This window comes from Bacteroidia bacterium (assembly GCA_040880525.1).
Classification (GTDB): domain Bacteria; phylum Bacteroidota; class Bacteroidia; order CAILMK01; family JBBDIG01; genus JBBDIG01.
Genome location: JBBDIG010000053.1, coordinates 1 through 12,191, shown reverse-complemented (window position 1 = coordinate 12,191; position 12,191 = coordinate 1). Strand labels below are relative to the sequence as shown.

Here is a 12,191-nt window from a genome sequence, read left to right as displayed (position 1 = left end):
AGGAAAAATACCTGGAACAATCCTTTGCGGATTTTGAGGAAGGCACAACGCCTGTGGCCTACAGTGAAAAAATTCCTGCTATGCAACCTTTGGTTACCGGCCAACAGTATCTACAACCCGATTATGCACAGGCTACAGATGCTGATTATTGGGTGGAATATGGCAAAGCCTGGGCTTCTGGCACTCCCACAGATTTATCAAAATACGTGGCAAAATCCCTTGTGGAAGCACTTGGAATGGCAGGATACGATAATGCTGAAAAACTGATGGAGGTCTTTACTTCCGAGACAAAGAAGCGGGGACAAATTCCCTGGGAAATGTTGGCCGATGTTTGGGCGAATATTGGTCAAAGCTTTCAGCAACCCGGAATGTATAAACCCACTGCACAAGATGAAGCGGAGAAAGGGGGCATTTAAGGAAAACCTGGAATTGATTTTTTATTAAAGTTTAACAGCCGGTTCTCATTTCAGGTATCGTTGTATGACTGAATTTCCTGGAAACAAATCCCTGGAATTCATTCGAAATCTATTTCAAGAGACGAGCATTTATTCCAATCCTCTCATTAACTTTCTTTAACACCTTCTATGGCCTGTAAAGGCTAATTTTGATTCCGGAAATCTTAATTCAAATAACATGAGAATGCAAAAGAATACCGGACTTTGGTTGCTAATGATGGTTTTGGTTTTTTGCGGATCATCAGCAATTGCGCAGGAAGATGAGGAACGTCAGAAAAAGGTGAGAATACAGATTGAGAAAACCGAAGATGGGAAAACCAGCCGGATTGATACCACGATCATTACCGGGCCGGATGTGGACCTAGATCAATTGCTCCGGGAACTCGAACTGGAAGATCAGATGTCCGGTATCGGAGACCTGAATGAGGACGATGACGAGCTTGAAGTGATCATCAGAAGGAAAGGGCAACGCGGCCTCAACCTTAACATAGATCTGGACGTGATCAGTGAAAAACACGGCCTGTTGATGCACCAGGTTGATTCCATACTTGAACTGTCAATGAAAACCTTTATTGACGGACAGCCATTTCTGGGCGTTTATTTTGAAAACCTCGATACTGCAGCTACCATTCAGGGCGTAATAGTAACGAAGGTTATAGCAGGAACAGCCGCCCAAAGAGCGGGCCTGGCAAAAGGCGATATCATCACGCGTGTGGATGAACGCGACATTGAGATCGTAGATGATCTGTATTATACGATTCAAACTTTTGAGCCTGGCGAGGTGGTGAAAATCCATTATTTGCGTGAAGGTGAGCAGCACACCACAGAAGCCACTATTGGCAAGAAAAATCCGGTTATAAATATCCCGGAACTGAACCTGCCTGAGCCACAATCTTATTACCTGTATAAAGAATCTGAGGAATTATCTGACAGGCCATTTCTTGGTGTTTATACGAAAGCGCAACCGTCCGGGGAAAATGGCGTGATAGTGTCAAAAGTAATTGAGGGCACCACAGCCGATAAAATGGGGCTGGCAAAGGGAGACCTGATCTTAAAGGTAAACGGAAAAGAGGTGAATTCGCTGGAAGAACTGAAGTCGGAACTTGCAGAAATGGAAGTAGGCGAAAAGGTTAGACTAAAGTATTTGCGTGACGGTAAAACCATAAAAAGCAAGGAAGAAATACAAGGAAGGCCTGCCAGCCGGTTCCCCAAACACCGCTGGAAATTCAATCACGGCCAGGGCAATAATTTCGTACCCCGTGCTCCGGCAGGTCCACGTGCCCCTGTAGTTCCGTTTGCAAATGAACTTAAGATTGTCATTACACAGCAGGAAATCTCAAAAGAGGAAGCAGCACTGCTGGCGCTGGATATTCACTCAAATACACAGGATGAAAACGTTCTGAGGCTGGATGATCTGATTTTTTCGCCTAATCCCAGCGAAGGGCGATTCATGTTGAGCTTTCATTTGCTGGAAGAGGGCGATACCCAAATCAGGATTGCCGATGGCAGCGGAAAAACCATATACGAGCAAAAGCTGCTGCAATTCAGCGGACTATTCACCGGCCAAGTGGACATTTCAGATAATCCTGCGGGCATCTATTATTTGCAGGTTACGCAGAATAATAAGATGTCTGTCAGTAAAATACTTGTTCAATAATTTTATGGAATTCTGGTGAAAAATAATGCTCGGTTATTCCACCATTAAAATCCACCTTGGCTGCCGGGCTGTTATTTTCGAGAGGATTTCTATTGCCTCCATGTTAAAATTCAGTGGTGGGATTTGAGACAGAAAGCAAAACGGGGATTCAGCAATTTGCCGCATCCCCGTTTAAAAATTTTTTCAGCCGCGATTAATTGCGGGCACTGAGGTATTTGCTTACCCCGGCATGGTCTTCAGTCATGGCCTCTTCGCCTTCCTTCCAGTTGGCTGGGCAAACCTCTCCTTTCTCTTCAAAGTGGTGCAATGCATCCACCATACGAAGCGCTTCATCCACACTGCGGCCAAGAGGCATATCATTGACCAACTGGTGACGAACGATCCCTTCTTTGTCAATAAGGAAGAGTCCACGGTACGCGCCAGGATCTCCTGAATAAATGAGTTCTCCTTCCTCATTCATATCATATTCACCGGCCAATACCCCATAATTTGAGGAAATGGTTTTGGTGGCATCGGCTACCAATGGATAAGTCACACCTTCGATTCCGCCTTTGTTCTGAGGAGTCTGCAGCCAGGCCACATGCGAGAACTCAGTGTCAGTAGAGCAGCCCACGACTGCTACATCGCGCTTTTCAAATTCCTTGAGTTTGTCCTGAAATGCCAGGATTTCAGTAGGACATACAAAAGTGAAGTCTCTCGGATAAAAGAAAAAGACCACATACTTATTTCCAACGTACTGTTCTAATGAGAAGTCTTCCTGGATCTCTTCTCCGTTCAACACCACTTTGGCCGTAAATCTGGGAGCTTTTTTTCCTACTAATGTTGTCATGTTAAAATTAAATTTTTGGGATGATTAAATTAAAAGGTAATTCCTTTCCGGGCGTCAATGATCTCTCCATTTATCTGAAGCCTGATATCATTGACTTTAAAATTTTCAATTCCTTTTTCCCGGAAATATTCCTGTAGCATTTGCTTCAGTTGATTGTCTTCGTAATCTATGATTCGGTTGGTTTTTGTACAGTAAATGTGATTATGGTGGTCGGTGTTCGCATCGTACCGGGTACGATCACCGGCTGTTTTCACCTTTACGAGAAGGCCGTTTTTCTCAAGCGTTTCCATCGTCTTATAGACTGTTGCCAGCGAAATACTGGGATGGCTTTCGTGAATCAGATCAAAAACCTGCTCAGCGGTTGGGTGGTTCCTGGCGCGGAACAGCATGCTATAAATAACACTTCGCTGAGGTGTTACTTTCAAACCGCTACTGCGCAATCTCTCATTCACTTCCTGAACCGTCATCTGATTTATCTGCTATTAATTCCTAAATAAGAATTATTATTAACTGCAAATTAATAGCAATTATTCCGAACTACCAAATCAACTTTGAGAAACTCTGCAACAGGAATTTGGGTGCGAAAAGATTTATTCTCCGGGAATTACCTTCAGCAATTCAACATCGAAAATGAGGACGCTGTGCGGGGGAATATCAGCACCGGCACCTCGTTCGCCATAGGCCAGGTCAGAAGGAATATAAAGTTGCCATTTTGCACCTTCCTTCATCAGCTTCAGCGCTTCGGTCCATCCGGGAATAACGCCATTCACCGGAAACTGAGCAGGCTCTCCGCGCTCAATGGAGCTGTCGAATACCTTTCCGTCTGTGAGCCTTCCTTCATAATGTACGCGAACTGTATCATTCGCGCCAGGCCGCGCACCTGAACCTTCTTCCATTATTTTGTACTGAAGGCCGCTGGCCGTAACCTGAACATCTTCTTTTTGCCGGTTATCTTCAAGAAATGCCTGACCTTCATGACGGGAAGATTCCTGCTGGCGCTGGGTAGCTGCCTGCATTTGGTTCTGGATGTACTGGCCCGCCTCCTGCATATTTATCAAGACGTTAGTGTCACCCTGAATTGAGGCACGCATTGCGGCTGCTACCAGATCCACGTCCAGCGAGTCGAGGCCCTGCTGATTCATATTGCTGCCAATGCTTATTCCAATACTGTAACTCAGGGAATCAAGGGAGGTGTTCAACGTTACTTTCTCCGGATCGGAGCCGGCCTTCTGGTCTTCACATGAATTGAAGGCAAATAATGCCATGAGCATGACGCCAGGAATAGAAAGATTCTTCATCAGGTTGTTTTTAAAATTTGATCGGTGTGAAAAATAAAGCCGCAAATGTAATCAAAGCTCGGAAAGGAAACCTTGGCCTTTTATGCGTGTAATATTCGATCTGAACCTGAAAACCCCGGATCTTCTGCTACCGCGTCTGCATCTCCTGGATGCTCTTGTGGATCAACCGTTTCATCTGGCTTCTTTTGATAGGCTCCATTGAAAATTTCTGGGTGCGGTAAAGTACTTCGGCTGACTGAATATCCACGACAAAAAAGTAAAACATGGAATAGGGCGCTTCTACGGTAAAGGAAGCGCCACTTCCCGTTTTGGAAACCACACCGCTGCAAAGCACATAGGGAGTTCCGAAACTATCGCTCAGATAACTGAATTCCGGAAGAATACGAACAGGATGGGGAAGCAGGAAAGCCTGCCGCGAATCCAGTTTTTTGCTGACGATATCAAGCTGACTAAAGTTTACGGCCATGATCTGCTCATGAAGTCTGAAGAGTGTATTGTAGTAGTAACTTTTATCCTCCGTGGTTTCCCAGTTCATTAACGTCAGCTTCTGCCCTGCTGTCTTACTTTGGCGCATTACAATGCCTGCCAATTGATTTTCCAGGAATTTACTGTTTGAATCCACGATGAATTTGCCGTCATCCTTCACAAGCTTCTGGTATTCCGGCATCAGGAATACCATTTTCCGGATGCGGTTTGGATTGCTCTGCAAGCTATATGATTTCTCAATGTGCAAACCTGTATTACAGCCGGGTAAGAACGCCACTATGGCAAACAGTACCCAGGATATCCTTATCAGTTTTATCATTACAATTGTCTTCTTACAAAATTTATGTACTTGCCCTGCGGGAATTTTTTGCTGTAATTTCTGTAATGGAACCGCGCTACTTCCTGCCCCAAAAATTCCTGAGATGTGAAGCCCATGTGAAAGAGCAACTCTTCACTCTCCGGGAAACGGCTAAACGCCTCCTTAGTCAGATTAAAGGCAATCAATTTCAACTCCGTATAGCTAAGGCGGTCAACAAACCGGTATACAGAATCATAAGCCGCACTTGCAAGTTCACCTTCCATAGGCAATACATTTTCCAGCAGTTCTATTTGCTTATAGTAACTGAGCCAGTAGATGCTCTGAATTATCTTCAGCGCTAAATACTGGCTGTTCTTATGATGGCCGAACGCCTCCAGTGCATAGACAAGGCTTTCTCCATAGCTGCTGTTGTTGTAGGCAAGTTCCACTATTTCAAAAAGGGCGATCTTCTGCGTAGCATAAAATTCTTCCTGGCTCACCGCGAACTTGTTTTTTCCTTCGGGGTCATAGCGGCTGTTCTCCAGTTGTTCCTTCAGAGAAATTGCGCGCTTTTGCAATGATGGATGGGTATTATACCGGTCATCTTCTCCATCAATATAATCCTCAAAAATGCCGGCCAGGGTAATCCGGTCTTCGTCTATTCCTATTCCGTCTCCAGCCTCTTTGTTATCGTAGTATTTATTAAAATCTATGGGAAATCTGAAAGGAGCCGTCTTAGGTTTGAAAGCCTCCAGGGATCCGAGCGCTTCCCTGGCATCGTAGCTGGAAGCGATCATGAATTGCAGGGCCACCGCATCTGCATCAAATTCATGCTGACGGCTGAACCGGAGGCTGTTCAGGTTAGTACTGTGGCGGTTAAAATAGCTGTCTCTCACCTGCCGCATAGCCAGGTTCTCATTGAGTTGCAGCGCCATGTGATTTTTATAAAAATGCGCTATCTCATGGGCAATGATAAAGGCGAGTTGTGCCTCGTTTTCCAAACGGCTTAGCAATCCTACAGTCAGAAAAACATAGCCATTGGCCGTGGAGAAGCCATTTGCCTCAGCATCTCTGCAAATGAATATCTGAATCTCCTGTTGCAGGTCCGGCAAATCGCGAAGCAGATGGTCGCTCACTTTCCTGGAAAAAGCTGCGATTTCCGGGTTGCTATAGATGTATCCACTTTTGAAAAGTGAATTGAGGTAGTAGTTATTCTTAGCCGTAAAATCCGATAGTTCTTCTGGCAAGATCCCCAGATCATGGTAGTCCATTAAAACACCGTTGCCAAAGTGATTAGTACGCAGGAGCGAATCAATTCCCCCTTCGTAGTTGAGCGGTTCATATTTCGATAGCGTTTGTCCCGCAGCAAGGTGGGTCATCAAAATAAAGAAGAGCTGACAATAGAGAGCCCTCATAAACAGGCGCATAGTTTTCCCCTTTTAAGTGAATATTCTGGCTTAATTCAGCCAATATAAATGAATAACAGGTCCGTGATAGTGCGGCTAAATTATAAAAAATATATATTAAAATAGAAAAATATTTTTCCCACAAATCACAGAAAAGCCGGTATTAAAGGAATACAGCCTGTTTAAGCCCTTTTTGGTCTATATTTAAAAAGATATTTTTAGTAGGCTCTGATATTTTTTCCTTCGTAATAATTTTGATAAGCCCTGTTCACTACTTTGTTTCCTCCCGGTGTAGGATAGTTTCCGGTAAAATACCAGTCCCCTTTATGGCCTGGAATGGCCTCATGCAGGTTTTCAATGCTCTGGAAAAGTATCTTCACTTCGGCATTGCAGTCCTTCGGCTTAAGGAGTTCTGAAATCTTATCCGTGATCTGACCAGTGGAAAACGGTGCATACAGCTCCTTAACATAGTTCGGGATTAATTCAGGTTCAAGATGATCCTGCTCTTTACATTTCCAGTATACACTTTCCATGAGGTCTTCCATATTACTGTCTTGAATAAGCGCGATGGCCGCCCTGAAGGCAACAAAATCCTTGAGTTTGCTCATGTCTATTCCGTAGCAATCAGGGTATCGGATCTGTGGTGCAGAAGAGGCTACGATTATTCGCTTCGGCCCCAGGCGGTCCAGTATCCTGATGATGCTTTCCTTCAAAGTAGTTCCCCTGACAATAGAATCATCCAGAATTACCAGGGAATCTTTCCCTTCCCTTATCACCCCATAGGTGGTATCATAAATATGAGCCACCATATCCTCGCGCTGCGTATCATTCGTTATGAAGGTCCTCATTTTCATGTCCTTCACAGCAATTTTCTCAAACCGGTGCTTCATGCTGAGTATGCCGGACAATTCCTCTGCTGACAATCCCGGACGTCTCAGGATCTCGTCTCTCTTGTGATTATCCAGATATACATCTATTGCTTCTGTCATTCCCAGAAAGGCGGTTTCAGCCGTATTGGGTATGTAGCTGAAAACGGTATTTACCATGTCGTAGCCTACCGCTTCCAGCAGCGCAGGTGTGATCAGCCTTCCAAGTTGCTTTCTTTCCAGATAAATGTCCTTATCCGTTCCCCTGGAAAAATAGATGCGCTCAAAGGAACAGGATCTTTTCTTCTGAGGCTCCAAGATCTGCTCCTGGCTTATGCGGCCATCTTTTTTCACAATCAGTGCATGGCCCGGCTTCAGTTCCTGTATTTGATCATAATCTACGCTAAGTGCCGTTTTGATGGGCGGACGTTCAGAAGCTGCAACTAATATTTCATCATCATAATAAAAGAAGGCTGGACGGATGCCTATTGGATCGCGCATTACGAAAGCATCTCCATTCCCCACCAAACCTTCAATGGCATACCCGCCATCAAAATCCCGGGTGCTCCGCTGCAGTACGCGGGCAATATCCAGATTGTCAGAAATGAGAGTCGTAATTTCTGCCCGCTCATAATTCAGGGCCTTGTATTCACGATAGAGGCGTTCATTTTCCTCATCCAGGAAATGTCCTACTTTTTCCAACACGGTTACCGTGTCTGAAGTACTGGTAGGATGTTGTCCCAGTTCTACCAGTTTCCCAAATAGCTGGTCATTGTTCGTCATATTAAAATTCCCGGCCAGTACCAGATTCCGGGTCATCCAGTTGTTTTCACGGATAAATGGATGGCACTGTCCCAAAAGGTTTGAACTGTATGTACCATAGCGCAGGTGGCCCATAAGCACTTCTCCGTACGGTGTTACGTTGTTCTTCAGGCATTCCACATCGTTGAGATCACAAGTCTCATTATCCATGGCAAACTGAAAGGATTTGTTGATGCGGCTGAAAATATCCTGGATCGGGTTGGCTTTGGTGGAGCGATAACGGAAAATATATGGCTTTCCAGGAGGCATGTCCATTTTCACTCCTGCCACACCGGCCCCATCCTGCCCCCGGTTGTGCTGCTTCTCCATCAGGAGATACAGCTTATTGATACCGTAAAGGCCCGTCCTATATTTTTCTACATAATATTGAAGCGGCTTGAGCAACCGCACAAGGGCAATTCCGCATTCATGTTTAATGCTATCGCTCATCGTTTTTTCCTGTTATTATATACTAATGATTCAGCAGGTGCAAAGTTACATCTTGCGGTTCTGCTTCCACATTATCAAGTTCCTGATACATTCATTTTATCAACGTATTTTATGGAGGTCATGGTTTTAATATCCCTTTTGTGCTTTGCTTTTATATTTTTGTCCGCAACACCTGACCCGGTAATTTCACCAATGCTAATCAACCAATAATGATGAAAGAACAGATCAACAGCTACCTCGAAGAAAATAAAGATCGCTTTCTTGAAGAGTTGCTGGACCTCCTGCGCATTCCGTCCGTGAGTGCCGACCCTGCCTTTAGCGATGACGTTTTTGAAGCTGCTAACTTTATTAAAGATAAACTCGAAGCCGCTGGTGCCGACAACGTTGAAGTTTGCCGAACCGATGGCTACCCCATTGTTTTTGCCGAGAAAAAAATGGGAGACGACCTGCCCACCATTCTCGTATATGGGCATTACGATGTTCAACCGGCTGATCCCTACGAGCTTTGGGATAGTCCACCTTTTGAGCCAGTAATCAGGAACAATAAAATTTATGCACGCGGAGCCTGTGACGACAAAGGGCAGATGTATATGCATATAAAGGCCTTTGAATTCCTGATGAAACACAATGCGCTGCCGTGCAACGTGAAGTTCATGATCGAAGGCGAAGAAGAAGTGGGAAGTGCCAATCTGGGTGCATTTATCCGGGAGAACAAAGACCGCCTGGCAGCAGATGTTATCCTTATTTCGGATACCAGTATGATCGCCAATGATGTGCCCTCTATTACGGTTGGGTTGCGTGGCCTCAGCTATGTGCAGGTAGAGGTTACCGGACCCAACAAGGATCTGCATTCTGGCATTTACGGTGGCGCTGTCGCCAATCCCATCAATGTGCTTTGCAAAATGATCGCTTCGTTGCATGACGATAACCATCGTATCACCATTCCCGGTTTTTATGACAATGTCCGGGAGCTAAGCCGCGAAGAGCGGGAGTTGCTGAAAAATATTCCTGTAAACGATGAAACCTACAAGAAAAACCTGAATGTGAATGCCGTGGAAGGCGAAACCGGTTATTCAACCTATGAGCGAGCTTCCATACGGCCCACATTGGATGTCAATGGAATCTGGGGAGGATATATTAAAGATGGTGCGAAAACCGTCCTGCCCTCAAAAGCGCACGCCAAAATATCCATGCGCCTGGTTCCCGGCCAGAGTTCCGATGAGATCACCGCGCTTTTTAAAAAGCACTTCGAAAGCATTGCACCCGATTCAGTAAAAGTCCACGTACAACCTCATCATGGCGGAGAACCGGTAGTCGTTCCAATTGACTCTGACGAATACCGAGCGGCAAGCAAGGCCTATGAAGAAACTTTCGGCAAAAAAACCATCCCGGTACACAGTGGTGGAAGCATTCCTATTGTGGCACTTTTTGAGAAAGAACTGGCAATAAAATCCATCATGATGGGATTTGGACTTGATACCGATGCCATTCATTCGCCCAACGAAAATTTTGGGATTTTTAATTTTATGAAGGGAATTGAAACCATTCCCCTGTTTTATAAATATTATACTGAAATGAAGCAGAAGTAGAAGTAGAGTTTTAATTTCTGCTTCATTTCCTTTTAATTTTAAAAATGTTTCTTTTAAAAAAGTAAGGAATCAGACCTATTTTCGGAAGCTGTTTTTATTAAATGAAAAAGCCAATACTTTTTTTAAATAAAAGATTGTCATTTAATAAAAGATCAATGTGCCCTTTGATTCGCTACTTTGACTGAACCTATGCCACAGTTCAACAAAATTACCTGGAACATCATTCAGGCGCTGATCACTATTTGCGCAGAAGCCAATGTGCTTACGGATGTAGAATCGCTGCACCACTACGGACATGACGAAACAGAAGATTTCAATTTTCCGCCAGAGGTGGTGGTGAAGCCTGAAACTACAGAGCAAGTGAGCCAAGTCGTAAGGCTTTGTAACCAGAACAACATCCCGGTTACTGCGCGCGGTGCCGGGACCGGACTGAGTGGGGGCGCGCTTGCTGTGGAAGGCGGGATCTGTTTGTCGCTGGAGCGCATGAACCGCATCCTTGAAATTGACGAAAAGAACCTCCAGGCCACCGTGCAGCCGGGAGTAATCAACGAAGTATTTCAGCAGGCGGTAAAGGAGAAAGGGCTGTTTTACCCGCCCGACCCCGCCAGCAAAGGCTCCTGCTTTCTGGGCGGCAACCTGGCCGAAAATGCCGGGGGCCCAAAAGCCGTAAAATATGGCGTAACCAAAGATTATGTGCTAAACCTGCAAGTGGTACTCGCCAGCGGAGAAGTGATCTGGACGGGGGCCAATACGTTGAAGAATGCCACTGGTTACAACCTTACCCAACTTATGATTGGCAGCGAAGGGACGCTGGGCATCATTACCCAGGTTGTGTTCCGGCTCATCCCCCACCCTCAGCAAACCCTGCTCTTGCTGGCGGCTTTCACTTCTGCCACCAAAGCCTGCGAAGCGGTGTCCGCCATTTTTCGCAAAGGAATTACGCCCTCCGGAATGGAATTTATGGAGCGCGATGCCATTGACTGGGTGAAGCAATACCTCGACATTCCGTTTCCTGTAAAAGACGAAATACAGGCCCACCTGCTCATAGAAGTGGACGGCAACTATCTGGAACAGCTCTATCAGGAAGTAGAGATTATAAACACAGTACTGGAAGAACATGGCGTAGATGAAGTAATGCTGGCCGATTCGGACCACGAGAAAGACCGCCTCTGGCAAATGCGCAGGAAAGTGGCCGAAGCCGTCCACGCCAATTCCGTTTACAAAGAAGAAGACACCGTGGTGCCCCGCTATGAACTGCCGCGCCTGCTGTCGGGTGTAAAGGAAATCGGCAGCAAATACGGCTTCCGCTCCGTTTGCTACGGCCATGCTGGCGATGGCAACCTCCACGTCAACATCATCAAAGGCGACCTTACCGATGAGCAATGGAACGGCACCATCAAGCAAGGCATCCGCGAAATCTTCCAACTGGTCGTATCCCTGGGCGGCACCCTCTCCGGAGAACACGGCATCGGCTACGTACAAAAGGAATTCATGGACATTGTATTTGACAAGACTTCATTAGATTTGATGCGTGCTGTGAAGGATGTGTTTGATCCGAAGGGGGTGTTGAATCCGGGGAAGGTGGTGACTTGAGCAGTCATATTCCTTATCGGTCTTAAGCATACCTGAAAATGTCCTGTAAATGAAAACTAATTCTATTGACCTGATTAAGAGTTTTTTAGACAACTGAAACCATAAAGGATATAAACAACATGTTGTTTATAAAAAACCATTAAGTTTCATTACCGATAATTCCAAACTCAACCTCACCATGCCAACAAATGACATTCATCAACTGAAAAACCTTAAAACAAAACTGGATAATAGAGAAATGTCAGTTTTGATTGGAGCTGGTTTTAGCAAAAATGTTAGCGACATCTTCCCCTCTTGGTGGCAACTCCTATTTGATATGACATATTTCCTATTTGAAACGGAAATACAGGAAGCTCTAACCCTTGTCAAAAAACCTAAGCCCACTTTTAAGAAAGATGAATTCATAAATAAAAAATAGGTATAGGCGCTTAGGTAGCAATATGTTATTTTTGCTCCATGTTAA

At 45.1% G+C, this 12,191-nt stretch carries 11 protein-coding genes; 5 read left to right on the top strand and 6 right to left on the bottom strand.

Going from position 1 to position 12,191, the window contains the following annotated elements; translation table 11 throughout:
- Together WD077_14945 and WD077_14940 are read left to right on the top strand one after the other, a co-directional pair.
- Positions 1 to 416, top strand: a 416-nt coding sequence (locus WD077_14945) for a hypothetical protein (protein MEX0968527.1), incomplete at its 5' end; no start/stop codon positions are given.
- A gap of 223 nt (positions 417 to 639) precedes the next feature.
- Entirely contained in the window at positions 640 to 2,112 is a 1,473-nt protein-coding gene (locus WD077_14940; protein ID MEX0968526.1) for a PDZ domain-containing protein, read from the top strand.
- Positions 2,113 to 2,305: 193 nt separating this feature from the next.
- Here WD077_14940 and WD077_14935 read toward each other — a convergent pair whose 3' ends face one another.
- The 6 genes from WD077_14935 to WD077_14910 form a co-directional block, all read right to left on the bottom strand.
- Complete coding sequence (locus WD077_14935) at positions 2,306 to 2,941, bottom strand: peroxiredoxin (GenBank protein MEX0968525.1); 636 nt, start codon at positions 2,939 to 2,941, stop codon at positions 2,306 to 2,308.
- A gap of 29 nt (positions 2,942 to 2,970) precedes the next feature.
- Positions 2,971 to 3,408, bottom strand: coding sequence for a Fur family transcriptional regulator (locus WD077_14930; protein MEX0968524.1), 438 nt, complete (start codon positions 3,406 to 3,408; stop codon positions 2,971 to 2,973).
- A gap of 123 nt (positions 3,409 to 3,531) precedes the next feature.
- Positions 3,532 to 4,239 carry an FKBP-type peptidyl-prolyl cis-trans isomerase gene (locus tag WD077_14925; GenBank protein MEX0968523.1) on the bottom strand — a complete coding sequence of 236 codons (708 nt, stop codon included), beginning with the start codon at positions 4,237 to 4,239 and terminating at the stop codon, positions 3,532 to 3,534.
- 127 nt (positions 4,240 to 4,366) lie between these two features.
- Entirely contained in the window at positions 4,367 to 5,044 is a 678-nt protein-coding gene (locus tag WD077_14920; protein MEX0968522.1) for a hypothetical protein, read from the bottom strand.
- Positions 5,044 to 6,450 (bottom strand): M48 family metallopeptidase, encoded by a 1,407-nt coding sequence (locus WD077_14915; GenBank protein MEX0968521.1) that lies wholly within the window; start codon positions 6,448 to 6,450, stop codon positions 5,044 to 5,046. Before WD077_14915 ends, WD077_14920 begins: the two co-directional genes overlap by 1 nt.
- A gap of 197 nt (positions 6,451 to 6,647) precedes the next feature.
- Positions 6,648 to 8,546: an amidophosphoribosyltransferase gene (locus WD077_14910; GenBank protein MEX0968520.1), complete on the bottom strand. Its 1,899-nt coding sequence runs from the start codon at positions 8,544 to 8,546 to the stop codon at positions 6,648 to 6,650.
- A gap of 209 nt (positions 8,547 to 8,755) precedes the next feature.
- Between WD077_14910 and WD077_14905 the strand changes: the two genes are divergently transcribed.
- The 3 genes from WD077_14905 to WD077_14895 all read left to right on the top strand — a co-directional run bounded on the left by WD077_14905 (position 8,756) and on the right by WD077_14895 (position 12,146).
- Positions 8,756 to 10,135 (top strand): dipeptidase, encoded by a 1,380-nt coding sequence (locus WD077_14905; GenBank protein ID MEX0968519.1) that lies wholly within the window; start codon positions 8,756 to 8,758, stop codon positions 10,133 to 10,135.
- Between the two features lie 189 nt (positions 10,136 to 10,324).
- Positions 10,325 to 11,728, top strand: a complete 1,404-nt coding sequence (locus WD077_14900) for an FAD-linked oxidase C-terminal domain-containing protein (GenBank protein MEX0968518.1) — start codon at positions 10,325 to 10,327, stop codon at positions 11,726 to 11,728.
- A gap of 178 nt (positions 11,729 to 11,906) precedes the next feature.
- Positions 11,907 to 12,146: a hypothetical protein gene (locus tag WD077_14895; protein ID MEX0968517.1), complete on the top strand. Its 240-nt coding sequence runs from the start codon at positions 11,907 to 11,909 to the stop codon at positions 12,144 to 12,146.
- Positions 12,147 to 12,191 lie beyond the last annotated feature (45 nt).

Bases quoted from the DNA above. Each gene is read 5' to 3' on its own strand.
- WD077_14940 (MEX0968526.1), top strand. From the start codon at position 640: ATGCAAAAGAATACCGGACTTTGGTTGCTAATGATGGTTTTGGTTTTT.
- WD077_14935 (MEX0968525.1), bottom strand. From the start codon at position 2,941: ATGACAACATTAGTAGGAAAAAAAGCTCCCAGATTTACGGCCAAAGTG.
- WD077_14930 (MEX0968524.1), bottom strand. From the start codon at position 3,408: ATGACGGTTCAGGAAGTGAATGAGAGATTGCGCAGTAGCGGTTTGAAA.
- WD077_14925 (MEX0968523.1), bottom strand. From the start codon at position 4,239: ATGAAGAATCTTTCTATTCCTGGCGTCATGCTCATGGCATTATTTGCC.
- WD077_14920 (MEX0968522.1), bottom strand. From the start codon at position 5,044: ATGATAAAACTGATAAGGATATCCTGGGTACTGTTTGCCATAGTGGCG.
- WD077_14915 (MEX0968521.1), bottom strand. From the start codon at position 6,450: ATGCGCCTGTTTATGAGGGCTCTCTATTGTCAGCTCTTCTTTATTTTG.
- WD077_14910 (MEX0968520.1), bottom strand. From the start codon at position 8,546: ATGAGCGATAGCATTAAACATGAATGCGGAATTGCCCTTGTGCGGTTG.
- WD077_14905 (MEX0968519.1), top strand. From the start codon at position 8,756: ATGATGAAAGAACAGATCAACAGCTACCTCGAAGAAAATAAAGATCGC.
- WD077_14900 (MEX0968518.1), top strand. From the start codon at position 10,325: ATGCCACAGTTCAACAAAATTACCTGGAACATCATTCAGGCGCTGATC.
- WD077_14895 (MEX0968517.1), top strand. From the start codon at position 11,907: ATGCCAACAAATGACATTCATCAACTGAAAAACCTTAAAACAAAACTG.